General features: G+C 70.6%; 30 protein-coding genes and 1 pseudogene. 11 read left to right on the top strand and 20 right to left on the bottom strand.

Annotated features, from left to right (window positions below; all coding sequences use genetic code 11):
* The coding region (locus Scani_RS38005; protein WP_246296386.1) for a pyridoxal-dependent decarboxylase at positions 1–781 on the top strand (781 nt) is incomplete at its 5' end.
* 130 nt (positions 782–911) lie between these two features.
* Here the strand turns inward: Scani_RS38005 and Scani_RS38000 are convergent.
* The 6 genes from Scani_RS38000 to Scani_RS37975 all read right to left on the bottom strand — a co-directional run bounded on the left by Scani_RS38000 (position 912) and on the right by Scani_RS37975 (position 6695).
* Positions 912–1703, bottom strand: a complete 792-nt coding sequence (locus tag Scani_RS38000; protein WP_246295565.1) for an ABC transporter permease — start codon at positions 1701–1703, stop codon at positions 912–914.
* Positions 1700–2731: an ATP-binding cassette domain-containing protein gene (locus tag Scani_RS37995; RefSeq protein ID WP_159471586.1), complete on the bottom strand. Its 1032-nt coding sequence runs from the start codon at positions 2729–2731 to the stop codon at positions 1700–1702. Before Scani_RS37995 ends, Scani_RS38000 begins: the two co-directional genes overlap by 4 nt.
* 76 nt (positions 2732–2807) lie before the next feature.
* Positions 2808–3527, bottom strand: coding sequence for a PadR family transcriptional regulator (locus tag Scani_RS37990; RefSeq protein ID WP_159471930.1), 720 nt, complete (start codon positions 3525–3527; stop codon positions 2808–2810).
* A gap of 82 nt (positions 3528–3609) precedes the next feature.
* Complete coding sequence (locus Scani_RS37985) at positions 3610–4155, bottom strand: DinB family protein (protein ID WP_159471588.1); 546 nt, start codon at positions 4153–4155, stop codon at positions 3610–3612.
* Positions 4156–4289: 134 nt separating this feature from the next.
* Positions 4290–5747, bottom strand: coding sequence for an aldehyde dehydrogenase family protein (locus Scani_RS37980; protein ID WP_159471590.1), 1458 nt, complete (start codon positions 5745–5747; stop codon positions 4290–4292).
* Between the two features lie 84 nt (positions 5748–5831).
* Positions 5832–6695, bottom strand: a complete 864-nt coding sequence (locus Scani_RS37975) for a Sco1979 family transcriptional regulator (RefSeq protein ID WP_159471592.1) — start codon at positions 6693–6695, stop codon at positions 5832–5834.
* Positions 6696–7008: 313 nt separating this feature from the next.
* Here Scani_RS37975 and Scani_RS37970 point away from each other — a divergent pair, with 313 nt between their 5' ends.
* Entirely contained in the window at positions 7009–7491 is a 483-nt protein-coding gene (locus Scani_RS37970; protein ID WP_159471594.1) for an ATP-binding protein, read from the top strand.
* A 115-nt stretch (positions 7492–7606) separates the two neighbouring features.
* Here Scani_RS37970 and Scani_RS37965 read toward each other — a convergent pair whose 3' ends face one another.
* The 3 genes from Scani_RS37965 to Scani_RS42275 form a co-directional block, all read right to left on the bottom strand.
* Positions 7607–7846, bottom strand: a complete 240-nt coding sequence (locus Scani_RS37965) for a DUF397 domain-containing protein (protein ID WP_086718280.1) — start codon at positions 7844–7846, stop codon at positions 7607–7609.
* A gap of 105 nt (positions 7847–7951) precedes the next feature.
* Complete coding sequence (locus Scani_RS37960) at positions 7952–8089, bottom strand: hypothetical protein (RefSeq protein WP_159471596.1); 138 nt, start codon at positions 8087–8089, stop codon at positions 7952–7954.
* Between the two features lie 171 nt (positions 8090–8260).
* Complete coding sequence (locus Scani_RS42275) at positions 8261–8455, bottom strand: bS18 family ribosomal protein (protein WP_371872319.1); 195 nt, start codon at positions 8453–8455, stop codon at positions 8261–8263.
* An 11-nt stretch (positions 8456–8466) separates the two neighbouring features.
* Between Scani_RS42275 and Scani_RS37950 the strand changes: the two are divergent.
* From Scani_RS37950 to tatA, 3 genes and pseudogenes are all read left to right on the top strand, one after another.
* Positions 8467–8538: pseudogene (locus Scani_RS37950) on the top strand (50S ribosomal protein L28); the annotation flags it as partial.
* Positions 8538–8765 (top strand): uS14 family ribosomal protein, encoded by a 228-nt coding sequence (locus Scani_RS37945; RefSeq protein ID WP_159471598.1) that lies wholly within the window; start codon positions 8538–8540, stop codon positions 8763–8765. The pseudogene Scani_RS37950 and the gene Scani_RS37945, both read left to right, overlap by 1 nt.
* Before the next feature lie 114 nt (positions 8766–8879).
* Positions 8880–9095, top strand: coding sequence for a Sec-independent protein translocase subunit TatA (gene tatA, locus Scani_RS37940; RefSeq protein WP_159471600.1), 216 nt, complete (start codon positions 8880–8882; stop codon positions 9093–9095).
* An 18-nt stretch (positions 9096–9113) separates the two neighbouring features.
* On the opposite strand, the gene Scani_RS37935 is transcribed toward tatA, so the two are convergent.
* The 8 genes from Scani_RS37935 to Scani_RS37900 all read right to left on the bottom strand — a co-directional run bounded on the left by Scani_RS37935 (position 9114) and on the right by Scani_RS37900 (position 14719).
* The gene (locus Scani_RS37935) at positions 9114–9959 is read right to left on the bottom strand and encodes a nitrilase-related carbon-nitrogen hydrolase (protein ID WP_159482167.1); all 846 of its coding nucleotides are present in this window, start codon (positions 9957–9959) and stop codon (positions 9114–9116) included.
* A gap of 390 nt (positions 9960–10349) precedes the next feature.
* Positions 10350–10958, bottom strand: coding sequence for a chaplin (locus Scani_RS41470; protein WP_159482166.1), 609 nt, complete (start codon positions 10956–10958; stop codon positions 10350–10352).
* Between the two features lie 143 nt (positions 10959–11101).
* Positions 11102–11497, bottom strand: coding sequence for a rodlin (locus Scani_RS37925; RefSeq protein ID WP_159482165.1), 396 nt, complete (start codon positions 11495–11497; stop codon positions 11102–11104).
* A gap of 450 nt (positions 11498–11947) precedes the next feature.
* Positions 11948–12346 carry a rodlin gene (locus Scani_RS37920; RefSeq protein WP_159482164.1) on the bottom strand — a complete coding sequence of 133 codons (399 nt, stop codon included), beginning with the start codon at positions 12344–12346 and terminating at the stop codon, positions 11948–11950.
* Positions 12347–12669: 323 nt separating this feature from the next.
* Positions 12670–12957, bottom strand: coding sequence for a hypothetical protein (locus tag Scani_RS37915; RefSeq protein WP_159482163.1), 288 nt, complete (start codon positions 12955–12957; stop codon positions 12670–12672).
* A gap of 271 nt (positions 12958–13228) precedes the next feature.
* Positions 13229–13462: a chaplin gene (locus Scani_RS37910; protein ID WP_218039219.1), complete on the bottom strand. Its 234-nt coding sequence runs from the start codon at positions 13460–13462 to the stop codon at positions 13229–13231.
* Between the two features lie 365 nt (positions 13463–13827).
* Positions 13828–14229 (bottom strand): rodlin, encoded by a 402-nt coding sequence (locus tag Scani_RS37905; RefSeq protein WP_159482162.1) that lies wholly within the window; start codon positions 14227–14229, stop codon positions 13828–13830.
* Positions 14230–14473: 244 nt separating this feature from the next.
* Positions 14474–14719, bottom strand: a complete 246-nt coding sequence (locus Scani_RS37900) for a chaplin (RefSeq protein WP_159482161.1) — start codon at positions 14717–14719, stop codon at positions 14474–14476.
* Positions 14720–15222: 503 nt separating this feature from the next.
* Here Scani_RS37900 and Scani_RS37895 point away from each other — a divergent pair.
* Positions 15223–16905, top strand: coding sequence for a bifunctional 3'-5' exonuclease/DNA polymerase (locus Scani_RS37895; protein WP_159482160.1), 1683 nt, complete (start codon positions 15223–15225; stop codon positions 16903–16905).
* Between the two features lie 110 nt (positions 16906–17015).
* Positions 17016–18071: an alpha/beta hydrolase gene (locus tag Scani_RS37890; RefSeq protein ID WP_159482159.1), complete on the top strand. Its 1056-nt coding sequence runs from the start codon at positions 17016–17018 to the stop codon at positions 18069–18071.
* Between the two features lie 79 nt (positions 18072–18150).
* Here the strand turns inward: Scani_RS37890 and Scani_RS37885 are convergent, their stop codons facing one another.
* Positions 18151–18822, bottom strand: coding sequence for a TetR/AcrR family transcriptional regulator (locus tag Scani_RS37885; protein ID WP_159482158.1), 672 nt, complete (start codon positions 18820–18822; stop codon positions 18151–18153).
* 177 nt (positions 18823–18999) lie between these two features.
* Here Scani_RS37885 and Scani_RS37880 point away from each other — a divergent pair, with 177 nt between their 5' ends.
* The 3 genes from Scani_RS37880 to Scani_RS37870 all read left to right on the top strand — a co-directional run bounded on the left by Scani_RS37880 (position 19000) and on the right by Scani_RS37870 (position 21178).
* Positions 19000–19719, top strand: a complete 720-nt coding sequence (locus Scani_RS37880; RefSeq protein WP_159482157.1) for a spheroidene monooxygenase — start codon at positions 19000–19002, stop codon at positions 19717–19719.
* Positions 19720–19850: 131 nt separating this feature from the next.
* Positions 19851–20342, top strand: a complete 492-nt coding sequence (locus Scani_RS37875; protein ID WP_159482156.1) for a MarR family winged helix-turn-helix transcriptional regulator — start codon at positions 19851–19853, stop codon at positions 20340–20342.
* 443 nt (positions 20343–20785) lie between these two features.
* On the top strand, positions 20786–21178 hold the full coding sequence (locus Scani_RS37870; RefSeq protein WP_159482612.1) for a RidA family protein: 393 nt from the start codon (positions 20786–20788) through the stop codon (positions 21176–21178).
* A gap of 219 nt (positions 21179–21397) precedes the next feature.
* Here Scani_RS37870 and Scani_RS37865 read toward each other — a convergent pair whose 3' ends face one another.
* Together Scani_RS37865 and Scani_RS37860 are read right to left on the bottom strand one after the other, a co-directional pair.
* Positions 21398–22573, bottom strand: coding sequence for an acyltransferase family protein (locus tag Scani_RS37865; protein WP_371872448.1), 1176 nt, complete (start codon positions 22571–22573; stop codon positions 21398–21400).
* Between the two features lie 424 nt (positions 22574–22997).
* The gene (locus tag Scani_RS37860) at positions 22998–23882 is read right to left on the bottom strand and encodes a glycerophosphodiester phosphodiesterase (protein ID WP_159482155.1); all 885 of its coding nucleotides are present in this window, start codon (positions 23880–23882) and stop codon (positions 22998–23000) included.
* A 615-nt stretch (positions 23883–24497) separates the two neighbouring features.
* Here Scani_RS37860 and Scani_RS37855 point away from each other — a divergent pair.
* On the top strand, positions 24498–25166 hold the full coding sequence (locus Scani_RS37855) for a response regulator (RefSeq protein ID WP_159482154.1): 669 nt from the start codon (positions 24498–24500) through the stop codon (positions 25164–25166).
* The last annotated feature ends 19 nt before the right edge of the window (positions 25167–25185 follow it).

Here is a 25185-nt window from a genome sequence, read left to right as displayed (position 1 = left end):
TGTGGTGGCGATCCTCGGCTCGACCTTCGACGGGTCGTACGAGCCGGTGGCCGAGATCTGCGCGGCGCTCGACACGGTCCACAAGGAGAAGGGCTGGGACATCCCGGTCCATGTGGACGGCGCGTCCGGCGCCATGATCGCGCCGTTCCTCGACCCGGACGTGGTCTGGGACTTCCGGCTGCCGCGGGTCGCCTCCATCAACACCTCGGGGCACAAATACGGCCTGGTCTACCCGGGCGTCGGCTGGGCGCTGTGGCGCGATGCGGAGGCGCTCCCCGAGGAGCTGGTCTTCCGCGTCAACTACCTGGGCGGCGACATGCCGACCTTCGCGCTCAACTTCTCCCGGCCCGGCGCCCAGGTCGCCGCGCAGTACTACACCTTCCTCCGGCTCGGCCGGTCCGGCTTCCGCGCCGTACAGCAGGCGACCCGCGACGTGGCCCGCTCGCTGGCCGAACGGATCGGCGCGCTGGGCGACTTCAGACTGCTGACCCAGGGCGACCAGCTGCCGGTCTTCGCCTTCACCACCACGGACGACGTCACCGCCTTCGACGTCTTCGACGTCTCCCGGCGGATGAAGGAGCGCGGCTGGCTGATTCCCGCCTACACCTTCCCTCCGAAGCGCGAGGACCTCTCCGTCCTGCGGGTGGTCTGCCGCAACGGCTTCTCGATGGACCTCGCCGATCTCTTCATCGCGGACCTGGAGGCGCTGCTGCCCGAACTCCGGCAACAGTCCGAGCCGCTGCAGCGCCCGGCGGAGGTCGCGACGGCGTTCCACCACTAGGGGCCCCCTTCAGCCCCTGCGCGACCCCCTCCGTCGCGAGCCTCCTCCGCCGTCGTCCAGCTCCGCCGGACGCGCCGGGGGCGGGCCCACCCGACAGCCCGGGCACGCCCCGCCCACCGCCGCGCCGGAGCTAGTGCCCCAGCCGCCGGTACCGCCGTACCGCCAGCGGGAAGAACACCGCGAGCAGCACCAGCGGCCACACCACGGCCAGCAGCAGGCCGTGCCCGGCCGCCCAGCTGTCCCCGGTCCAACGGGGGTTGGCGAACAGCTCACGTACCGCACCCGCCGTCGCCGACAGCGGGTTCCACTCCGCGACCGCGCCCAGCCAGCCGGGCATCGACGCGGCGGAGACGAAGGCGTTGGAGAGGAAGCCGACCGGCCAGACCAGGATCTGCACGGCCTGCACCAGCTCCGGCCGGCCCGCCACCAGCCCCACATGGATACCGATCCACAGCATGGCGAACCGCAGCAGGAGCAGCAGGCCCACCGCGGACAGCGCACCGGCCGGCCCGCCGTGCCAGCGCCACCCCATCGCCAGGCCCGCTCCGACCATCACCAGCAGGCTCAGCGCGGACTGCACCATGTCCAGGATGCTGCGGCCGACCAGGACCGCGGACGGCGTCATCGGCATCGACCGGAAGCGGTCGAGCACCCCCCTGCCGAGGTCCTGTGTCACCGCGGTCATCGTCGTTTCGAGGCCGAACGCCATGGTGAGCGCGAACATCCCCGGGACCAGGTACTCCGTGTAGTCGCCACCGCCCGGCACGGCCATCCCGCCGCCCAGGAAGCAGCCGAACATCAGCAGCATCATCACCGGGAAGACCAGGCCGACGACGACCTGCACCGGCTGCCGCGCCCAGTGCGCGAACCCGCGCCGGGTCATCGTCCAGGAATCGGTGACCGCCCACATCGCGCCACTCATACCGCCGCGCCCTCCTCGTCCCCGCGCACCGTCGCGGCCGCCGGCACTCCGGGGCCGCCCCTCTCCTTCGCGCCGTCCCCCGTCAGCTGCAGGAACACCTCGTCCAGCGTCGGGCGCCGCACCGCGAGGTCCACCGCCTCGACGCCCGCCGCGCCCAGCACCCGTACGGTCTCCGTCAGCGCCACCATCCGGTCGGCGACCGGCACGCTCAGCCGCCGTGCGTCCGCGTCCACCCCGACCGCACCGCCGCCCGCCACCCGCGCCAGCGCCTCCGCCAACAGCGCGGCCGCCCGGTCCAGTTGACGGGCCTCGCGCAGGACGACATCGATCCGGTCGCCCCCGGTGGCGGACTTCAGCTCGTCGGGGGTACCGGCCGCGGCCACCCTGCCGCCGTCGACCACCGAGATCCGGTCCGCGAGCTGGTCGGCCTCCTCCAGGTACTGCGTGGTCAGCAGCACCGTCGTCCCACCGTCGACCAGCGAACGCACCGCCTGCCACACCTCGGTACGCCCGCGGGGGTCGAGCCCGGTCGTCGGCTCGTCCAGGAAGAGGATCCGCGGCGCCAGCACCAGACCGGCCGCCAGATCCAGCCGGCGCCGCATCCCGCCGCTGTAGTGGCGTACCGCCTTGCGGCCGGCATCGGCGAGTCCGAACCGCTCCAGCAGTTCGTCCGCACGCTCGCCCGCCCGGCGCGCCCCGAGGTGGAACAGCCGCCCGAACATCTCCAGGTTCTGCCGCCCGCCGAGCTCTTCGTCGACCGCGGCGTGCTGCCCGAGCAGCCCGATCCGCCGCCGCACCTCGTCCGGCTGCCGCAGCACGTCGAAGCCGGCCACCTCGGCCCGGCCGGCGTCGGGCCGCAGCAGGGTGGACAGGATGCGCACGAGGGTGGTCTTGCCGGCGCCGTTGGGGCCAAGGACCCCGTGCACGGTGCCGGGCGGGACGGTCAGATCCAGCCCGTCCAGGGCCGCTGTGGTGCCGTAGTGCTTGTGCAGTCCTTCGACGACGATCGCCTGATCGCGGTCAGCCACGACATCTCCCTCCCATAGTCAAGTTTGACTACTTACTCAGGAAGATAACTCCGCCGTGCGCATTGGTCAAACTTGATTAATGAGTTTCCGCGGCGGTGACGCCGTGGTCCGTACCGCCGTCGCCCGCACCGTCGCCGGCCGCCCCCGGACGGTCCGCACGCGAGCGGTCCGGGCGCGCGTCCTTGCTCGCGTACGGGTTCTCCTGCCCGTCGGCCAGCACCCCGACGAACGGCTCGCCTTCACCGGCGAAGACGTACGCCCCGCCCTCGATCCGCTCGATCAGCCCGTGCGTCCACGCGGCACCGCTGTCCGCCGCGTGCACCCACATGTTCATGATCTCGCCGATGTGGCCGAGCCGGCCGGGCCCTTCCTCGGGCGTGTAGTAGTCGGTGACCGTGCTCCGCCACTCCTCGAGCGCCCGCACCCGCTCCTTGAGCAGCGCCACCGCCTCGGCCCGCGGCAGATCCACGACGAAGCCGATGCCCGCGCTGAGCATGTCGAGCTTCTGGTCGTGCTGGGAGAGCGCCGTGCGCAGCAGCGCGAAGTACTCGGCCTCGCCCGCCGCGGTCAGCTCGTACTCGGTACGCGGCGGACCGCCGGCGGTGCTGGGCGCGATGTCATGGTCGAGCAGCAGCCCTTGCTTCGCCATCTGCTTGAGCGCGTGGTAGATCGAGCCGGGCTTGGCGTTGGACCACTCATGGGCGCCCCAGTACTCCAGGTCGTTGCGCACCTGATAGCCGTGCGCCCGGCCGTGCTGCCGCACGGCGCCCAGTACCAACAGCCGGATCGCCGACATCGTCACCTCTCTGCTCACGCGCCCCTGTCGTCAGCCTAGGCCCTGACGACAGGGGCCAGGGCGCCCCCGGAGGAGCCCGCGCTCACCCCTGCAGCACCCTGCTCTCCTCGTCCACCAGCGCAAAAGCCGTCTTGCCGTCCAGGGACTCACGGAGGATGTCGGCGTGACCGGCGTGCCGGGCCGTCTCCTCGATCAGGTGCAGCACCAGCCAGCGCATCGACTGCCGGGCCTCCGGCGGGAACCACGGCGCCGCGGGCAGCGGGAAGGTGTCGTTCAGGCTCACGGAGCGGATGAACTCCTCCGTACGCCGCGCGACCCCGTCCCAGAACTCCAGCACGTCCGCCACCCGCCCGCCGTCCGCGAGCTGGAAGCTCAGGTGCCAGTTCTCGGCGTTCCGCTCGATGGAGTGCGGCCGCTCCTGCGCGGTCTCGAGCCAGGTCTGCTCGGTCTCCGCGACATGCTTGACCAGCCCGGCCAGCGACAGCTCACTGGCGGTCGGGCGCAGGGCCGCCTGGGCCTCGGTCAGCCCCAGGACCGCCCGCCGCAGCCCGCCCCGCTGGGCCTCCAGGAAGGCCAGCAGCGCGCCGGCCTCGTCGCCGTGGTCCTCGGCCAGAACGTGAGTGGGCATGGGATCCGCCTTTCCTGACATCCTTCGACGGCCGGCAGTTCGCCGTCCGCCTTTCGACATCACTCAAGGTAGGAGCCCTTGCGGTCAGCTTCTGTCCGCAACTCGCCATCGGGCGCCGCGGATCCGCGCGAACCTCAGAACGGGAACTGCGACCGCCCGTGCTGAATGGAGATCCACTTGGTGGTGGTGAAGGCCTCCACCATCGCGTCGCCGTTCAGCCGCCCCACCCCGGAGCTCTTGGCGCCGCCGAACGGCACGATCGGCTCGTCGTGCACCGTGGCGTCGTTGACGTGGAACATCCCCGTCTCGATGCGCTTGGCGAACCGCACACCGCGCTCGATGTCGGCGGTGTGCACGGCACCGCTCAGCCCGTACGGCGTCGCGTTGGTGAGCCGCACCGCCTCGTCGTCCCCGTCGAACGGGACCAGCACCACGACGGGCCCGAAGATCTCCTGCTGCAGCAGCGGGGAGTCCTCCGGCAGCCCGCTCAGCACGCTCGGCGCCACCAGGGTGCCGCGGGTCTCGCCGTGCAGGAGCGCCGAGGCGCCGTCGGCGACCGCACGGTCCACCAGCGAGGCGATCGCCTCGGCCTGCCCCTCGTTGATCAGCGGGCCGATATGGGTCTGCGGATCGGTGGGGTCGCCCACCTTCAGGGCCGCGACCCGGGCGACGAACTTCTCGGTGAACTCCCGCTCCACGGCGCGGTCCACGAGCACGCGGTTGGCGGCCATGCAGACCTGGCCCTGGTGGACGAAGCGGCTGAAGACGGCGGCGTCCACCGCGTAGTCGATATCGGCGTCGGCGAGGACGACCAGTGCGCTGTTGCCCCCCAGCTCCAGCACCGAGTGCTTGAAGTGGGACGCGGCGACCGTCGCGACATGCCGGCCGACCTTCTCGGAGCCGGTGAAGGAGATCGTCTTGGGCACCGGGTGCTCGATGAGCGCATCACCGATCTCGGCGATGTCGGTGACGACGACGTTGAGCACGCCCGCCGGCAGCCCCGCCTCCTCGAAGATCCTGGCGACCAGGCCGCCGCCGCACACCGGGGTGTTCTGGTGCGGCTTGAGGACGACGGCGTTGCCGAGCGCGAGGGCCGGCGCGACGGACTTGAGCGACAGCAGGAAGGGGAAGTTGAAGGGGCTGATGACGCCGACGACACCGACCGGCAGCCGGTAGAGACGGTTCTCCTTGCCGTCGATGGGCGAGGGCAGAATGCGGCCCTCGGCGCGCAGCGCGAGCTGGATCGCCTCGCGCAGGAACTCCCTGGCCAGATGCAGCTCGAAGCCCACCTTGACGAGCGTGCCGCCGACCTCCGCGGCGATCGTCTCGGCCAGCTCCGCCTCACGGTCGTCGATGATCCGCAGCGCGCGCTCGAAGACGAGCCGCCGGGTGTACGGATTGGTGGCGCCCCACTCCCGTTGTGCGCGCTCGGCGGCACGGTAGGCCTGGTCGATCTCCTCGACCGTGGCGACGGGTATGGAGGTCAGCTTCTCCCCGTTATAAGGATTGAAGTCGACGATGTCCCATGAGCCGCTGCCGGACCGCCACTCGCCGTCGATGAACTGATACGCCAACTCGTCGAAGTAGGACATGCCATCCCGATCTGGAGAACAGGGCGCTCAGGGCGCCGCATTGGGGGGTGCTGACTCCTGATGGTGCGCCATCCTACCGATGCGTCACATCAGTTGGAGTAGACCACGCAACAGGTCCCTGGTCTCGGCCGGATTCGGCCCCTCCTCCTGGAGGCGGTCCATCACCCGCGCGTACTGCGCCACCTCTTCGGGCTTGTCCACATAGAGCGCGCTCGTCAGCTGCTCCAGGTAGACGACGTCCGGCAGCCCCGACTCCTGGAAGCCGAGCATCGTGAAGGCTCCGCTCTCGCCCGCGTGCCCTCCCAGACTGAAGGGCATCACCTGGAGCCGTACGTTCGGTCTCTCGGACACGTCGATCAGATGCTTCAACTGCTCGCGCATGACGGACCGTTCGCCGTAGGGGCGACGCAGCGCGGCCTCGTCCAGCACACAGTGGAACTGCGCGGACCGCTCGGTCACCAGCAGCTTCTGGCGCTCCATCCGCAGCGCCACGCGACGCTCGATCTCGGCGGGCCCGGCATCCGGCATGCCCCGCCTGACGACGGCCTGGGCATAGCTCTCGGTCTGCAACAGCCCGTGCACGAACTGGACTTCGTAGACGCGGAGGAGGGATGTGGCGCCTTCCAGGCCCACATACGTCTGGAACCAGCCGGGCAGCACATCGGTGTAGCTGTGCCACCAGCCGGCGACGTTCGCCTCGCGCGCCAGGGACAGCAGTGCCTCACGCTCCTGGGCGTCACCGACGCCGTACAGCGTGAGCAGGTCCTCCACATCCCGTGCCTTGAAGCTCACGCGGCCCAACTCCATGCGGCTGATCTTGGATTCGGACGCACGGATCGAGTAGCCGGCCGCCTCACGGGTTATCCCGCGCGATTCACGCAGCCGACGGAGCTGCGACCCGAGCAGGATCCGCCGCACCACCGACCCGCTCGACTCACTTGCGGACACCTCTCAGACCCTCCTGTGACCCCACCCCGTCCAACAGTGGGCCGCAGTCTGCCACGTTCGGGCTTCGTTGAGTGCTCATCCGGTTACTGATGTGTGAGGCTCCCGCAAGCCCTCCACATGAAGTGGCAGGAAGAATTCGGAAGGAATCGGTCCGGGGTGGCGCAATCACGGCACGTGCACGTGCATCTGCCCTTGCATCTGTCCCGCGCATTGGGAACCATAGGCGTCGCACGCATGCACGCTCGTGAAAGATCCGCCAGATCCGGCTGACCGGCCAGGGTCATGACGTCCGCGAACGCCAGGAGTGCCTCGCATGGGGACCAAGGTTTTGACCATGCTCGAGCCGTTATGGCAGGGCTTCCCTCCCGTCGACCCCTTGGCCGCCTCCGGCTCCGCATCCCGCACGCTCCCGGCACGCTACGAATCGGTGCGCTGCGCACGTGCGTTCACACGCGAGACCCTGCAGGGCTGGGATCTTGACGATCTCTTCGACTCGGTCGCCCTCGTGGTCTCCGAGCTCGTCACCAACGCCCTGCGGCACGCGATCCTGGCCGCTCCGGAGCACCACGACGCCACCCCGCCCGCCCGGCTGCATCTGATGCGCTGGTCCTCCCGGCTGATCTGCGCCGTACGGGACCCGAGCGACGACTCACCGGTCGCCGGCGAGGCGGATTCGGCCGCGGAGTCGGGGCGGGGGCTGTACCTCGTGGACTCCTTCAGCGACAGCTGGGGCTGGCATCCGCTGGCCGGTGCCGCCCACGGCAAGATCGTGTGGGCGCTCTTCCGGCTGCCGTAGCCGCTCCCTCACACCGGGCGCACCGTCATGTACGGGCGCCCGGTTGCCGTGTGCGCGGACCGCGCCGGCCCTGCGGCCCGTGTACCGCTACGGCCGCCCGGACACCCTCGGGCGCTCAGTCCCGTACGAGATGGTCGAACTCCCCGTCCTTGATGCCGAGCAGCATCGCCCGGACCTCGGCCGGGGTGTAGACGAGCGCGGGACCGTCCGGGAAGCGGGAGTTGCGTACCGCGATGTCACCCCCGGGCAGCTTGGCGAACTCCACGCAGGAGCCCTGGGAGTTGCTGTGCCTGCTCTTCTGCCATGCCACATCGCGGAGATCCGTGGCGGCCATGCCGTTGTATGCGTGGAGCACAGGGGTCTCCCGGTGATAAATGGTGTCAACTGCCCGGGAGCATAGCTGCGTTCTCATGCGGATGCATGCGCAGATGCACGTGCACGACAGCCGGTGCAGAGCCGGTCACAGCTCGTCGAGCGCCCCGGCCAGATCCTCCCCCGACACCGGCCGCCGGCCATCGCCCCTGATGAGGCGCGCCCCGTAGCTGGTACGGACCACCCGGCCCGAAGCCCTCACCACCGAGGGAGAGACGTGCGCCACGTGCTGCGGGTTCCAGGGGCACGGGCGGACACCCGGCCGGACGGGCGCGCGCACCGGACCGCGTTCGGCCCGTCACAGCCGGGAGGCACCCGCGCCTCACGCGCAGGGGGCCTCCCGCCGCCACCGGAGGGCACGCGTCACCGGACGGCACCCGTCACCAGGAGGCGGCCGTCACCGTGACGCATACGGGAGCAGCGCCATCTCCCGTGCGTTCTTGATCGCCCGGGACAGCTGCCGCTGCTGATGCGCACGGACTCGGGTGACCCGGCGACGGGGGCACCTCCCGGCCGAAGGCTGGGGGTTACGACTGTTCTTGCGGGTCACGTACGTGACAGGGGCCCCCTTGCTCCGGTCCACCGCCGGCACCGTTCCCCAAGATCAAGACCGTGGACACGATCGGCATCGAGGCGGCCGTCGCCCGGATCCGCGCACGAGGGGAGAAGGTCTGATGGCCAAGCAGAGCAAGATCACCAAGAACGGGAGGCGCCGCGCGACCGCCGCCCGCGGCGAGCTCTCCTGCGGGCCGCGGGACGCCAGTACCACCCGGGTGCGCAACCGCGACAGCGTCGACGGGCACCCGCGCGGCTACCTCCGCGCCTTCGGACTGTCCCGGGGACGGCTGCGCGAGCAGGCGCACGCGGGCCACCAGCCGGGGGTCCGCAAGGCGAGCTGGTAGCCGTGCCGCCGGCCGTCCGGCCCCGGGGGGCGACCCCTGGACCGGACGGCCGGAACGTTCGGGTAATACTGGACAGAACGTCCGCTGACCCTCCCGACGAAAGCGAGCGCGCCCATGCTCCGCAACGCCTTCGAGCCCTGGCATCTGATCCTGATCATCGCGGTACTCGTGCTGCTCTTCGGTTCGAAGAAGCTGCCCGACATGGCGCGCGGCCTGGGCCGCTCGATGCGCATCCTCAAGTCCGAGGCCAAGGCCCTCAAGGGCGACGAGCCGGCCGAGGCGCCCCGCCCGGAGTCCGCCCCCCGTCCGGAGACCGCCGCCCGCCACTGAGGCCGGCCCGCCGGCCCCTCAGTGGTCGCCGCCCTCGTCGATCAGCCGCCGCACCTCGCGGTCGATCAGCCCCAGCCGGGCCTCGGCGACCAGCGGCACCGCACGGCGCTGCCGCCGCGCCTCGGCGAGATCGATCTCGACGGTGATCACCGAGGGCTCCCATTTCGGTGCCTGCGCCACCACCGCGCCGCGCGGGTCCACCACCCGCGAGCCGCCCCAGAACGCCGCGCCGTGCTCATTGCCCACGCGATTGACGAAGACCACCCAGCACTGCAGCATCTTCGCCGTATAGGACAGCAGGGTGTCCCAGTAGAGCCCGGTGTCCATCGCCTCCGGATCCAGGCTCGCCGCGCTGTTCGTCGGGATGAACAGCACCTCGGCGCCGTCCTGCACCGCCAGCCACGGCAGCGTCGGCTGCCAGGCGTCATTGCAGATCAGCGTCGCGCCCCGGCCGCCGCTCCTGGCCCGCTTCAGCTCGTACGCGCGCAGCGACTGCCCCGGGCTGACGTGCTTGCGCTCCTCCCAGGCCAGGTAGTTGGGGAGGTACAGCTTGCGGTGGGCATGCACCAGCGCGCCGGCCGAGTAGTGCGCCGCGGTGTTGTACGCCCGCAGACTGGTGTGCTCATGGAAGCCGACCAGCACATCGGGGCCGAGGGTGCTGAGCTCCAGCAGCCGCGCATCGTTCGCCTCGAGGGACTCATCGCGCTTGAGCGCGCCCAAGTGGTAGCCGTGCAGGCTCAGTTCGGGAAAGACGACAAGGTCCGCAGCCTGCGCCGCCGCCTGCTCGATCTGCTCACGGGCGATATCGAGGTTCGCTGCCACCTCGCCCAGTACACAGTCCGTCTGCGCCAGCGCAACGAGCATGGCCCCACCTCATCGACCCATCACTTTTGCGGCTTTCACCCCAATTTTGCCAGAGCCCGCAGCGAGCGGCACGGCCCCGCGGCGCTTTGGGCTCCGCCCCGCTCCAAACACCCGGCAGGCGGGTCCCCACCAATGAGCGAAAGAACGATCCTTCCCGTGCCGGGCAAGGCCTTCACGCGTTGATCCGCACGATCCGTCGTACGCCCCCCAGGGTGCCTTCCAGCCGCAGCGCGCCCGGGGCAGCGGTACGACGGCCCACGGTCGAGTCGTCCGGCGATGCCGACGGCCGACTCGACCGGGCGGCCCAGGCCGAGCGGCCCGCCGGACCCGCTCGGCCGGCCGCCCAGCCCCCGGCGCCCCCGGCATCGGCCGCCGCGGACAAGGCCGCGCTCATCTGCGGCGCGTACCGGCCCGGCGCAGCAGCAGCGCCCCGCCCACCAGCAGCCCGCCGCCCACACCGGCCACCATGCCCAGCTCGCCGGGCCCGGTGGACGCCAGCAGCGCGGAGCCCGCCGACGTCCCGGTCCGCGCCCCCGCTCCCTCGCGCACGGACCGCGCCGCGGGCCCTGCCGCGGGATCGGCCATGGACGTCCTGGCATGCTTCGGCGCCGTCCCGGCCGGCGGCTCCGCCTGCGGCCGTACCCGCGGCGCCGACTCCGGGGCCGCGTGCTTCGGGGCGGACCCCGGGGCCCGCCGGTGTGCCGCCGGGGGTGGCGGAGCGGCGGCCAGGGGCCGCTGGGCGGCCGCCACGGGCGCCGCACCGTTTCCGCACGAGGCGCCCATGGCCGGGTTGAGCGCCGCGCCCCCGTCGACCGAGTTGCCACACACATTGACCGGGGTGTCCACGGTCACCTGGATGTTGTTCCCGGACAGCACCCCGGGAGAGTTCGTCGCGCCGCCCGCGGCACCGGCATCCGCATACGCCACGCCGCCGCCCGCGCCGAGCACGCCCGACGCCGCCGCCGCCACGAACACGCACGTCTTCAGGCTCTGTCGCATCTCTCGTCCCTTCTGTGCAGTCATTGCGTACGGGTCACCACCCGCACCCCCCGTTCCGCTTGCACGACCGGGCGGCCGGCAGCGCTTACGCGGCGCCGACCGCCCGGAGACACAAGCGGTGGAACGGCCGAGGCCGGTCGGCCTCAGTGGTTGCCGACGCCGTTCCCGGAGAGGATCGGGATGTCGTCGATGATGTGCGACAGCGCCTCGTCACCCTTGGCCTGCGTCGAGTTCTTGGTGCACTGCTGGTTCTGCGGGCTGGACAGGATGTTGAGGTCCTGCGCCTGGATCGCGGCGAGGGCCTGGACGTTCACCTTGCCGAGGCCGAGGCACAGGTCGTTCAGCGAGCCCTGGACGAGGCCGAGCTGGGTGCTCAGGTCACCGCGCGTGGTGGAGTTGCCGTAGACCGACGCCGCGCCGTTTCCGTTGACCGTGGCGGTGCCCTTCTGGTCACCGATCGCCATGGCCTCAGGCGCGGCCGCAGCGGAAATACCGATCAGCGACGCCGCCACAGCCGCGCCCGCCATCATCTTCTTCATCACGCAAACCCTTCAGGAGAAGAAACTCCCGACACGGGAGCCCTGTTTGAACAACCCGCCACACCGGCTCGGGTTCTGCACCATCACCCGAATAGCTGGTACCAGGTCTGCATATCTGCCCTTACCGCCGCTCAACCTCGCGCCAATTCGCGTACCGACAATGCGACTTGTCGTTCCGGCGCGCCAATTCCCGTCGCACGAAACAGGGCCCGCGACTCCGATGAACGGAATCGCGGGCCCTGCTCCCGATACGGACGGCATGCCAATGCCCTGGCAGCCCCATCAATCTCGCCAGGGCATTGGCATGCTTCCCTCCACACAACATTCCTAACGATCGGCGCACCGGCGTCGAGTCACGAGCGAATAACATTTCCGGGCCGACGCCGGACAGCAGAAACCCGGGTCGCCCGGAAGAAGGAGGACCGGACGGCCCGGGTGCTGCTCAGCCGGTCAGTGGTTGCCGGCGCCGTTGCCGGAAAGGACCGGGATGTTGTCCAGGATGTGCGACAGCGGCTCGTCACCCTTGGCCTGGGTGGAGTTCTCGGTGCACTGCTGGTTCTGCGGCGACGACAGGATGTTGAGGTCCTGCAGCACGAGCCCGCCGGCACCCTGGAGGTTCAGCTTGCCCAGAGCCAGGCAGGGCTTGTTCAGCGAGCCCTGGATCAGGCCGATCTGCGGGCTCATGTAGCCGTAGGTGGTGGAGTTTCCGAAGTACTCCCGCGCGCCGTTGCCGTTGACGGAAGACGTGCCGTGCTGGTTGCCGATCGCCATCGCCGCGGGGGCGGCAGCGGCGGCCACACCGACAATGGAGGCAGCCGCGGCTGCGGTCGCCAAAACCTTCTTGATCATTTTGGTCCTTCGTGTTTCGGGATGCCCTTGGGCCGGGCGATCTGCCCAACTCACAGGGATGATTTTGGTTGTTCTCATTCACTCAAATGAGCTGGCCGGTCTGATCCGTTTTGCCGATCGAGATCACGGCCGGAAGGCGGATCGGAAATAATCGGGGTGCGGTGGATACCCGCCTCCCATCAAATCCGCCACCGAGTGCCGCGGAATACCGATACCGCGCCGAACTCACCAGCGCGGCCGAGGAACGGTGAAAGTCCACACCTGCGTCGCCGCGCCCGGGGCGGTCGGTTTCGCCGTCCGTCCGCCGCCGGCGCGCCCCGCACTTACTTGAGCGGAAGGCCGCCGAGCAGCGGGGTCTTCTTGGTCGTCCCGGTGACACCGCGGAGCAGCTTCTTCGCGTTGGTCGACCTGATCTTGCCTTCCGCGGTCTTGACCGTGCTGACCAGCGGCGTGAGCTGGTGACCGTCCAGCTGCTTACTGCTCAGCGCGTCGGTCAGCCCGCCGTTGAGGCTCATGGTCGGGGCTCCGGGCTGGGCGGCGAATGCGGGCGCGGCCATACCCAGCGCCATGACGGAACCGGCAACAACCGCAGCAGACTTGGCGTACTTCACTTTCAACTGTCCCTTCTCGGGCGGTGCTTGACGGTCCCGCGACACAAGCGCCGCGCGAGCATTCACTTCGACTGCTCGGGTCACCGCATTCACGCTGATTAACGAGTGCTGCCACACGGAGAAACTCTGAAGTGCACGCTTCTTGGCAACGCCACCCGAAAGGTGCGGCCATTCCATTCTTCAGGCCGGAGCCGGACAGCGACCGGCCCCGATGCACAGGGGACCGTGCATCGGGGCCGGGTCACATGGACACGGCTCGAATTCCTTCGAGTCAGTGGTTCAGGCAGTTGTTGCCGAACGCCGGGTTCAGCAGAGCAACGATGTTGACGGTGTTGCCGCAGAGGTTGATCGGGATGTGCACCGGGACCTGGATGGCGTTGCCGGAGAGCACACCGGGCGAGTTCTTGGCGCCACCCGCGGCACCCGCGTCGGCGAATGCCGGCGCAGCCGATCCCATCGCCATGATCGTTCCGGCGGTGATCGCTGCGACCTTTGCGTACTTCACTTTCAGCCCTTCCTTGCAGCGGGTCCGTAGCGAACACGACCCTCGTGTCGCACGGGCGCTGTTCTGCTCGCCCGTAACGCCGCTGCCGATATTGGTAACGATTCCTCCTCGTGCACGAAACTCTTGCCGGGAGGTTTTTGGAGGGATCGCCCGAACGATGCAAGACCGTTTCGGGAGATTGCCACCGCGCATACGACGCGGAAAAAACACCGGAGTTCGAACAGTCGAGGCACCCGTCGAATACGAATTCCTACCGAAGAGGGGATCGAGAAGATTCGTCCCTACGGTTCGTAACGGGGCGCCACAGGCCCCGGACCGCTCTGGAAGCGAGAGCCGGCGGTCCAGGCCTGCGGCCGATGGCCGGCTCAGCGGTTGCCGACACCGTTCCCGGACAGGACCGGAATGTCGCTGAGGATGTGCGACAGCGCCTCGTCGCCCTTGGCCTGCGTCGAGTTCTCCGTGCACTGCTGGTTCTGCGGCGAGGACAGCACGTTGACGTCCTGCACGTTCGCCAGAACCGCGGCGAGCTGGACGCCCACCTTGCCCAGGCCCAGGCACGGCTTGTTCAGCGAGCCCTGGATGAGCTCCAGCTGCGGGCTCATCTTGCCCACCGTGGTGGAGTTGCCGAACGCGCTCTTGGCGCCGTTGCCGTTGACCGTGGAGGTGCCGTTGTGGTTGCCGATCGCCATCGCCTGGGGGGCGACCGTTGCCGAGATGCCGACGACGGACGCGGCTACAGCCGTCGTGGCCAGGACCTTCTTGATCACGATTTACCCTTCTCGAAGCGGAGTGCCCGTATCCGGAGCGCACTGGTCAACTCGCTTCTGGGAGTGCGGTTTCGCCGTTTCACCCGAATGCCACGAAACCATAGATACATATCACCGCGTCCGGGCCGATTCCGGTCTCCGGAGGGGGTTTTGGCATTTCAAAGGCCGGTACGAAGAATTCGTACCGGCCTTTGCCGCCGCATCCCGCCCGGAGCCCGGGCGGGGCTCAAGTGCTGTTCAGCACTCAGGCGTTGACGCAGGTGTTGCCGAACGCCGGGTTCAGCAGGGCGACGATGTTGATGGTGTTGCCGCACAGGTTGACCGGCACGTCGACCGGAACCTGGATGAGGTTTCCGGAGATAACACCGGGGGAGTTCTGGGCGACACCCGCCGCACCGGCACCACCATGGGCACTGGCCACACCGGCTCCGCCCATAACGGCGATGCCCGCGGCGGCGGACAGGACGGCGGCCTTCGAGACAAACTTCACGGTGAACCTCTTCACTGAGCAGCATTCAGGTATCTGTACGCGTATCGCTACGCGCCGCTTTGAGCGACAAGCTGCTCAACTCATCAACCAGGGCAAAGGTAGCGGTTCAATCGGGTGAATACCTGGCGCACTTGTCCGAGAGAACGGTGCTGCTGCGATGCCGTCCTTCTTTCAGGAGACGTGGGCGTCAACTCGTTTGATTTGACGCTTAGTTGTGCGGCGGGCCGAAGGCTCCCGTAGCGAACTCTCCTTTTCTGTAGGGCGGAAGGGGTGGGGCATCAGCGCTCGTCGGGCGCGTTCCGGTCAGTCAGGGTCCGGGTGGTGGTGCGGGACGTGCTGCGTCCGCGGGTGGCGGGGCGAGGGGGCGTCTCCGGCGTACCGGGGTTGCCGGGGGCGGCCGTGCGGCGGGGAGAGCTCCTGGCCGTGGGCTTTCGGGTGGGCGGCGATCGTGTCGTCCGTGCTGGTCAGGGCGAATGTCAGACCCTGGTGGAAGACTCGGGAGCATGAGATGGGCGGTGGTGGAGACGGGTGACGGGGGTGCTCGTCTCTGCCCGCTCGCCCAGGACGGCCGGCCCGCCGGGCCGGTGGTGCGGGAGGCCTCGCTCGCCGAGGCCGTGCGCTCGCGGCCGGAGGTCGAGCGGTGGGTGTGGCGGTCCACCGCGGAGATCTACCGGCGGCTGCTGGCGGCGGGGGTGCGGGTCGAGCGGTGCTATGACGTGGAGGCCGCGGAGGCGCTGCTGATCGGCCATGCGGAGGGCCAGTCGGGCCAGCCGCGTTCGCTGGCCGCCGCCTGGGCGCGGCAGCACGGCCTGCCCGTACCCCAGGACCCGCCGGTCCGTACGGCTCAGGCCCAGCCGTCCCTGTTCGACCCGGGCCCGGTGCCGCTGCCGCCCGGCACGGACGAGCTGACGGCGCTGCTGGAGGTCTACGCCGGCCATCTGGCGCGTACGCGGAAGGCGGAGCACCCGGACCGGATGCGGCTGCTGCTCGCCGCCGAATCCGCGGGCATGCTGGTCGCCGTGGAGATGGGGCGGGCCGGGGTGCCCTGGCGCGCCGATGTGCACCGCAGGCTGCTCGACGGGCTGCTGGGAGAGCGCTATCCGGGCGGCGGGGAGCCGCGTCGGATGGCGGAGCTGGCCGATGAGGTGTCCCGGGCCTTCGGGCCGGGTGCGCGGGTGCGCCCGGATCTGCCCAACGACATCATCAAGGCCTTTGCCCGTGCCGGGATCGCGCTCACCTCGACCCGTAAATGGGAGCTGCAGAAGATCGATCACCCCGCGGTGGCGCCGCTGCTGGAGTACAAGAAGCTCTACCGGCTCCACACCGCCCATGGGTGGTCCTGGCTCCAGCAGTGGGTGCACGACGGGCGTTTCCACCCCGAGTATCTGCCCGGTGGCACGGTCTCCGGCCGCTGGACCGCCAACGGCGGTGGTGCGCTGCAGATCCCCAAGGTGATCCGGCAGGCGGTGCTCGCCGACCCGGGGTGGCGCCTGGTGGTCGCCGACGCCGACCAGATGGAGCCCCGGGTACTGGCGGCCATCTCCCGCGACCGTGGGCTGATGGAGGTGGCCGGCAGCGGTGAGGATCTGTACGCGGATCTGGCCGCCCGCGCGTTCGGCGGCGACCGCGCCCGGGCCAAGCTCGGCCTGCTGGGAGCGATTTACGGCCAGACGTCCGGCGACGCCCTCAAGCACATGGCCGATCTGCGCCGCCGCTATCCGGCCGCGGTGGCGTATGTGGACGAGGCGGCGCGCGCGGGCGAGGAGGGCCGGCTGGTGCGCACCTGGATGGGCCGCACCTGCCCGCCCGCGTCCGTGACACCCCCCGACGAGGCGGGCCTGCCCCAGGAGGAGGAGACCTCGCCGGCCTACGGCGCCGGCTCGGCGGCCGCCCGCGCCCGTGGCCGGTTCACCCGTAACTTCGTCGTCCAGGGCAGCGCCGCCGACTGGGCGCTGCTGCTCCTGGCCGCGCTGCGCCGCTCGCTGTCGGAGGGCGGGCTCCGCGCCGAACTGGTCTTCTTCCAGCACGACGAGGTGATCGTGCACTGCCCCGCGGAGGAGGCGGCGACGGTCGCCGAGGCGATCACGGCGGCGGCAGCGACGGCCGGGCGGATCGCGTTCGGGGAGACTCCGGTCCGCTTCCCGTTCACCACGGCGGTGGTGGAGTGCTATGCGGACGCGAAGTGAGCGGGGCGCCGGGCCCGGTGTGGGTGTGCGGCGCGGCGGGCCCGGTGCGTGCGGGTGGGGATTTGCGAGCAGAAGCTGTGTACGTCCGTCCTGAACGAGGAGCACCCCGTATGAGCGTCCAGCCCGAGACGAACGACCGGACCGCGATGCGGGTGCACCCCGAACTCGTACCGGCTTTTGAGGCGTTGCCGGAGTTCGCCGATCCGTACGAGGACATCGAGGCCACGCGCGACGGGTTCCACGAGATGCTCGCCGCCTTTCCGGCCGACCGTACGGGTGTGTGCAGTGAGCGGTTCGGTGTTGCACGGGCGGACGGCAGCACACTGACGGTCGAGGTCTACCGTCCGGAGGGGGCGGTGGGCGCCGCCCCGGAGGAGGGCACCCACGACGGCGCCGACGAGGGCGCCGGGAGCGCGCTGCCCGCCGTACTGCACTTCCACGGCGGCGGGTTCGCCCTCGGCCGGTCGCTGCCCGGGCAGGACCGCGTGGCCATCGAGCTCTGCCGGGAGCTGCCCGCGGTCCTCATCACCGTCGAATACCGCCTCGCCCCGGAGCACCGCTATCCGGCCGGGGTGGAGGACTGCTATCTCGCCCTGGAATGGGTGGCGGAGCGGGCCGCCGCGCTGGGCATCGATCCCGCGCGGATCGCGGTGGCGGGCAAGTCAGCGGGCGGCGGACTCGGCGCCGCGGTCGCCCTGATGGCCCGCGACCGCGGCGGGCCGGCGCTCGCCCATCAGTCGCTGTGCGTCCCGGATCTGGACGACCGGGTCGGGGCGGACGAGGAGGAGGGGGCGGACGACGCGGAAGCGGCCCCGGGTGCGCGGGTGCTCAATGGGCGCGGTGTCCAGTCGTCGTGGCAGCACTACCTTCCCGAGGGGACGGCGGAGGCGGAGGCGTATGCCGCGCCGGCCCGTGCCGCCGATCTGTCGGGGCTGCCGCCGGCCCATGTCCTGGTCTGCGATCTCGATCCGATGCGCGATGCGGGGCTGGCCTACGCCCGGCGCCTGATGGACGCGGGGGTGCCGGTCACGGTCCGCAATGTGCCCGGTGCCTGGCACGGCTTCGAGCTGTTCGCGCCGGACACCCGGGTGGCGAAGGAGATGACGGCGCACTGGACGGGGCAGTTGCGAGAAGCGCTCCATCCGGTGTCGCCGGCGGTGGTGTGAGGGCGGTCCACCCGGTGCCGCAGGGGGTGGAGTGAGAGCGCTCCGGTCATGGTCGCCGACGGTGGTGAGGTGAAGGCACTCAGTCCGTGCCGTCCGGCGCGGCGGGAGCCCCCTCCCTGGGCGTTGCCCCGCCGCCTCTGCGCTCTCCGCTCGGCGGCTCGACGGTGGAGATCAGGCCACGGGTGATCCGCACCATCGTGGCGACCAGCAGCTCGCGCGGGCGGTCGGGCCGCTCCAGCCACCACAGGGCGAGTCCGTACAGCGAGCTGCGGATCGCCTCGCCGAGCGGCTCCAGTTCGGCTTCGGGGATGCCGGGCGCGAACTCGCGCAGCAGCGCCATGTCCGTCTCCCGCTGCCGCCGCTGCACCTCGCGGTGGAAGGCCGCCACCTGCTCGTCGCCGGTGGTGTCGCGGAACATCATGCGCCAGGTGTACGGATGGCTCTGCACGTACCCGAACCAGGCGTCGTACATCGCCGTCATGCGCGTGGCCAGATCGCCCTCGCCATAGAGGAGTTCATGGACCGGGGCGGCGGCCAGCTCGTCGCGGTGCCGCTCCAGCAGGGCGAGGTGCAGCTCCTGCTTGGAGTCGAAGTGGCGGTAGAGCATCGGCTTGCTCAGGCCCGCTTCGGCGGCGATCTCCCCGATGGTGGTGCCCGCGAAGCCGCGCTCCGCGAACAGCCGGGCCGCGGCGTCCTCGATACGCGTCCTGGCCTCGGCGCGCGCGGCGCGCCCCCGGTCGATCTCCCTCATGCGCTCCCACCCTGCGATCTGGCGTGTTCCGGCTGGTGATTTCGGCTCGCCTTGGCCGCCCATGTGAAGGATACTGTGTCGTGTACCGCTTGGTATACGCATGAGTAATCAACGAGTGGTCCGCTCGCAGACGACTGGTGGACCTCACTCGGCAGGAACTAGGTACGGGGGCTCATCGTGATCGTTTCCGTCCACTTCGCCGACATCGGCGTCCGCGCCGCGCGCTCCGTCCTCCGCGAGCGCCCGCGGCCCGACACCACGCCGGGTCTCCGGTACGCCGAGACCACGCTCACCGGCGCCATCGCCGCCGGCCCGCCCGCGCTGCGCCCCGGCCGGGCCGCGCTCCTCGCCGCGTGGGAGGACGATGCCGCGCTCGACCGATTCCTCGCCGAGGACCCGCTGCCGCGGCGGCTGGCCGACGGCTGGCACGTACGGCTGCAGCCGCTGCGGCTCGCCGGTGCGTGGCCCGCGATGCCCCTGGAGATCGCCCCCGGCGGCGCGCGGGAGGAGGAGGACGGGCCGGTCGTCGTCCTCACCCTCGGACAGCTGCGGCTGCGCCGCGCCCTGCCCTTCCTGCGCGCCAATTCCCGGGCCGCCGGCCGGGCCGCGGCCGACCCCGCGCTGGTCGCCTCGGTCGCCCTGGCCCGACCACCCCGTTTCGTCGGCACGTTCTCCCTCTGGCGGAGCGTGTCGGCGATGTGCCACTACGCCTACGGCGCCGACCGGCCCGCGCACCAGGAGGCGGTGAGGGACCACCGGGAGAAGCCGTTCCACCATGAGGCCGCGTTTCTGCGGTGCCGGCCCTACGGCGCCCGGGGCCTGCTGGACGGCCGGGAGCCGGTGGCCGCGGCGGCGAGGACGTCGAGCCCTCCCGGGACGAGTTCTTCCGAACGGTGACGGGGCGTCCAGCAGGATGGGGAGGGGGTGGAGGGAGGATGCCCCGCGCCGCTGTCACGACGGTTGGGTTGATACGGCCTTCGACAGGGTTCCGATGGGGCTCGCGGAGGTGCGGAGGTAGCGTCGTGATCATGGATCCCCTGACTGGCACCACCCCCGACCAGGCACCGGCCGATCCGGCGGCCACCGACGACATGCTGGCCGGCCAGCCCATCGGGTACTGGAGCGGTCAAGTACACGAGGCCGTCACCCGGCAGCTGCGTGACGCCATGGCGGGGATCGATGTCACGCAGCCGCAGTACTGGGTACTCAACAGCGTCAAGTACGGGCCGCCGGCACCGAGCTGCGACGAGGTGGCCGCCGGGCTGCTGCCCCTCGCGGACGGGCCGCACGAGATCCCCCGCGTCGTCGCCCAGTTGCTCCACCGTGGCTGGCTGCGGGCCGACGCCGGAGATCGTCTGTACCTCACCGACGCCGGAGAGGCCGCCAGGATGCGGCTGCGCGGGCTGGTGACCGAGCTTCGTGCCGTGGTCCACGAGGGCATCAGCGACGAGGAGTACGTGGCCGCGCTCAAGGTGCTGCGCAAGATGATCTCCAACGTCGGGGACGCCGGGAACCCGTAGGCCGAGGGCGTCCGAGATCGTCGGCGCGGGTGGGTGCCACCGGCCCGCGTGGATCGAGCCGACACGTCCTGAGCTCCCTGGTGGCTGCTCCTGAGCTCCCGGGTAGCTGCCGGCCGACCACTCGGGGTTCGGCCGACGGGCGCGCTACGCGCTCGCGCCGTCGGCCGGCATCGGACACGTCGTCTGCGGCGAAGTGCTTCCCCGGGAGGAACGTGACGCGTTTCAATCCCTGGTGTGCGATACGAGTTGGCGGCGGAGAGGAGCGAGCGGGAATGAGTACCGAGAACGGGACGAGCGCGGGGGCGGGGACCGGCTCCGGGGCAAAGGCTCCGGCAGGCGCCGGAAGCGGTGCCGGGACGGGCGTCGGACGGAACGCCCGGACGGATGCCGGGAGTGGGGAAGACGGGGCGGCCGCGGGCCCGCGCGGCGGCGCGACGGCGCACCTGGAGCGCATCAATCCGCCGCATCTCGCGCCGCCGACCGGCTTCAGTCATGCCGTGCGCGCCACCGCGGGCACCATGGTCTTCCTGGCCGGACAGACCGCTCTCGACGGATCGGGCCGGATCGTCGGTGACGGCATCGTCGAGCAGTTCGAGCGGGCGCTGACGAACCTCCTGGAGGTCGCGGCGGCCGCCGGAGCCCGCCCGTCCGACCTCGCCAAGCTCACCGTCTTCGCGGTCGATGTCGCCGACTACCGCCGCCGTGCCCGCGACCTCGGCGCGGTGTGGAAGCGCCTGGTCGGCAGCGACTACCCGGCGATGGCCGTGATCGGCACTACCCGCCTGTGGGACGAGACGGCCCTGGTCGAGATCGAGGGCATCGCCGTCGTCCGGTAGGGCCTGTCTTCAACGTCTCGTCGTCCGCCCGCAGGGCAGGCGGGACCCTGAAGCCGGCCCTGGAAGGCCACCAGGGGTTCGCACACTCCGGATACGCGTCAGGGGCGCCCGCCCCGCCGGTCTCCCGGCGGAACGAGCGCCCCTGACGCTGTTCACCACCCTCGGCACAGCCCGCCGCCCCCGGCACGAGGAACGACCGCCCGTACGGCGCGCGACCGCTCAGTTCCGGCCGCGGGCCATCCCCACCGGGTCCTTCTTGAAGGCCCAGGTCATCTTGGGCTCCATGGCGAACCGGAAGATCCGCTGCACGGGCGGCGTGCACAGCAGCGTGATGACGGTGCCCGCGATGAGCGTCAGCAGTACCGCGCCCCACGGGGTCTGCATCCAGGCCGCGTCGTACCAGTCCCAGAAGCGCGAGCCCTTGGCGAGGAAGCCGTGCAGCAGGTAGCCGTAGAGAGTGCCTGCGCCCAGCGCCGTGCACCACATCGTGCGCCCGGGAATCCAGGCGAAGAAGCACGCCACCAGCACCAGTGAGCAGCCGAACATCGCCAGCGTCATCACCGCACCGCTCCACCAGGGAGCGGCCAGCTCCTGCGCGGCGTCGCGGTGGTAGAACCATGCGGCGTTCATCCGCGGCGCCGCCCAGTACGCGAAGACCAGCGCGGCCGCGAAGACCGGTACGGCCAGGATCCGCGCCTTCTTGCGGCGTACGAGCTTGAAGTGCTCCGGCCGCAGCGACAGCCCGATCACGAAGAACGGCAGGAACTGCAGCACCCGCTGGAGGTCCAGGTCGTCGCCGATGTCCGGTGAGACGGACGCCAGCACGGCGATGGCCAGGGCCAGCGGGACCGGCCAGCGCACGATCTTCCACAGCGGAGTCGTGAGCCGCCAGATGAACAGCGCGGCCAGGAACCACGTCAGATACCAGGGGTCCATCAGGCTGATCGGATAACCCGGATCGTCGTCCGCCCACCTCTTGAAGAGCGTGTAGGCGACTTCGAAGAGGATGTAGGGCACGGCGACCCCGGTAATCAGCCGCTGCAGCCGGTCCTTGCGCATATCGAAACTGCGCGAGAAATAGCCGGAGATGATGATGAACGCCGGCATATGGAAGGCGTAGACGGTGATGTAGAGCGCCGCCGCCGTCCGGCTGCCGTCGCGCAGCGGTTCCCAGGAGTGACCCATCGCCACGAGCACGATGGCCAGATACTTCGCATTGTCGAAGAAGGCGTCGCGCGGCTTCGCCTTGGCGTCCGCCGCGTCGGCCTTCTTGGCACGGTCCGTGCCCCGGCCCTTCGCATGGCCGCGGGACCGGTCGGGCGAAGTACCGTGCGGGGCAGCCGGTTGACGGTCCGTCGGCGTCTTCGAGGCGGTCGCCGTCGCCGCCGGTGCCATCGTCGCCGTCGCACCGCCGGCCTGGGCCGCGCCCGCCGGGGTCAACACGTCGTGCGGCATCCGTCGCGGCGGGGGAAGGGGCACCCGCCGTTCGCCGTATGCCGGAAAATCGTTTTTCAAGGAGCCTCCCGGAACGTTCCCAGAGGAGGAGCTGGACGCTGGCCCGCACCGGGCCGCAAATCGGAACCCAAAAGCCAAATCCTGCGTCTTAGTTCTTTTACGGGGAGTGTGGCGGCGTCGAACATCTCAGGCACCTTAGCCCCGCGGCGGGAATCACGTAAATCCCCGTCTGTGGGCGGCCACACGCGATGCATCCGCCCTCCACAGCTCCTTCACGCGCCACGGACGGCCGCGCGGCCGGGATCACGGCATGGCGGTCCCACGAGATCTGGACAATGCCCCTCTAATCCCCGGCCCCTGCCCGCTATTGAATAACACCTTCGACCCCTCGCGCTCTCACCGACCGTGCGCTGGTGTTCTTCGCCACGTCCCACGCATAGACCTGCAACGGGCGCCCGTGCGGGCCGCGCAGCCGGTGCACGGCCGCCAGCCAGCGCGAACTGATCGCGGACGCGCGGGGGTTGATCTGGTCGGCGAACCGCGCATAGCCCGCCAGCTTGTCCACCCCCGGCGCTCCGAGAATCCCCGTACGGATCTGCGGCACCGCCTCGTGCACGGCCTTGACACACGGCACGCTGAAGCTCTGGACCACCAGCCGGCTGCGGACATGGGCCCGGTCCAGCCACCCCCGTGCCCGCAGTTCACGGATGACCTGTGCCTCGATTCCCGGGTACTTCTCCGGGGCCTTGATCTCCAGCAGAAGGCGCTGGCCGTTGTGGTCCAGACGGCGTAGATAGTCGGTGAGCGTCGGCACCCGTTCCCCGGCGAACCGCCTGTTGAACCAGCTCCCGGCATCCAGCCGCGCGATCTCGGCGGCGGTGAAGTCCCCCACCCGCCAGGGCGCCCGCCCGGGAAACACCTTCGCGGCGTCGGTCGTCCGCGCCAGCGTGGCGTCGTGCAGCACCACCAGCCGGCCGTCCTTGCTGCGCTGCACATCGTTCTCGACCCATATGAGCCCGCGGCGGTGGGCGGCGTCGACGGCGGCGAGGGTGTTCTCGGGCGCGTACCGCGAGGCACCGCGGTGGGCGATCACCAGCGTGGCCGCGGTGCCGGGACCGGCCCGGGTCCCGCTGCTCACGGCGACGTCCGCGTACTCCTCCGGACCGGAGGCCATCGCGGACGACGACACCGCGGCCGTCACCAGGTAGGCGATCCCGGCAGCGGGTATCCGCAGCGATCTCCGAAGCATCCGGGAGCCTCCTGGTCCGCTCACCCGCGGACGGCCCCGTCCGCGTCAGGTATGCCCCCTGAGGCCCTTCCTTCCGTCCAGGAATGCGGCTGTCTCCTCAACATGCCCGCATCCCCCGCTACCCGCCACGCGAGCAGGTCCGCGGAGGCGGTGGGCTCGCCGCCCCATCGGTCGTCTTTTCGCAGGTCAGTGGGGGTGGGTGGGCGGCCGGAGGGGGCGGGCGGCGGCTCTCTGGAGGGCACTCCATCCGGGCGTGCGGCGCCGCCGGAGCACCGCGGGTGCGGTAGGCGGCAGGCGAGGGGCGGCAGGCAGTAAGCGGTCAGCAGGTTCCGATGCCTGCCGGAGGGCTGCCGGGTGCGCCGGATGTCCGGCAGGAGGCCGATATCTGGCCGGAAATCGATGCCGCCGGACCGCCGGGATCGCCGAGGGACCCGCGGCCCTCCCCTCCCCGCCCCTGCCCGCGCTCCCCCGTTCCGGCGGCGGGTCCTCGCCCCCGGCGGCCCGGTGCCGCAGAAAGCACAACCTCCGGGGTGCGATGCCGAGCGGCTCAAATGAGGTGCGTGCGGCGGGGGTTCGGGCCTCGTGTCCGTCCCGCCTGCGGCAGAATTCCTGCCCGTGACGATTCGCCTACTGATCGCCGACGACCAGGAGATGGTCCGCCGGGGCCTCCGCCGCATCCTGGAGAGCCAGCCCGATATGGAAGTCGTCGGCGAGGCGGCGGACGGGGTGGAGGCCGTGGAGTTGGGGCGCACCCTCCAACCCGATGTGGCGCTGGTGGACATCCGGATGCCGCGGATGGACGGGCTGGAGGTGACCCGCCGGCTGGCCGACCCCGCGGCGCCCGCCCCGGTCCGGATCGTCATCGTGACGACCTTCGACCTCGACTCCTACGTCTATCCCGCGCTGCGCTTCGGCGCCTCGGGCTTTCTGCTCAAACGCTCGGGGCCGACGCTGCTCATCGAGGCGGTGCGGGCGGCCATGGCCGGCGACAGCCTGATCAGCCCGTCGATCACCGTCCGGCTGCTGGAGCACGTCACCGGCCCCACGCCCGGCCGCCGCTCCCGCCGCCGCGACGCGGTGCTGACCGACCGGGAGGTGGAGATCGCCGGGAAGGTCGCCGAGGGCCGCACCAATGCCGATATCGCCCGCGAGTTGTTCATCTCCGCGGGCACGGTCAAAACCCATGTCGCCAGCATTCAGCGCAAGCTGCAGGTGAGCAATCGGGTCGGCATCGCCGTACGGGCCTGGGAGTTGGGGTACGCGACCGGGCGGACACCGGGGTGAGGACATCCGGGTACGGGAC

The organism is Streptomyces caniferus, from assembly GCF_009811555.1.
Taxonomy (GTDB): domain Bacteria; phylum Actinomycetota; class Actinomycetes; order Streptomycetales; family Streptomycetaceae; genus Streptomyces; species Streptomyces caniferus.
This window is presented reverse-complemented; position numbering and strand designations above follow the sequence as displayed.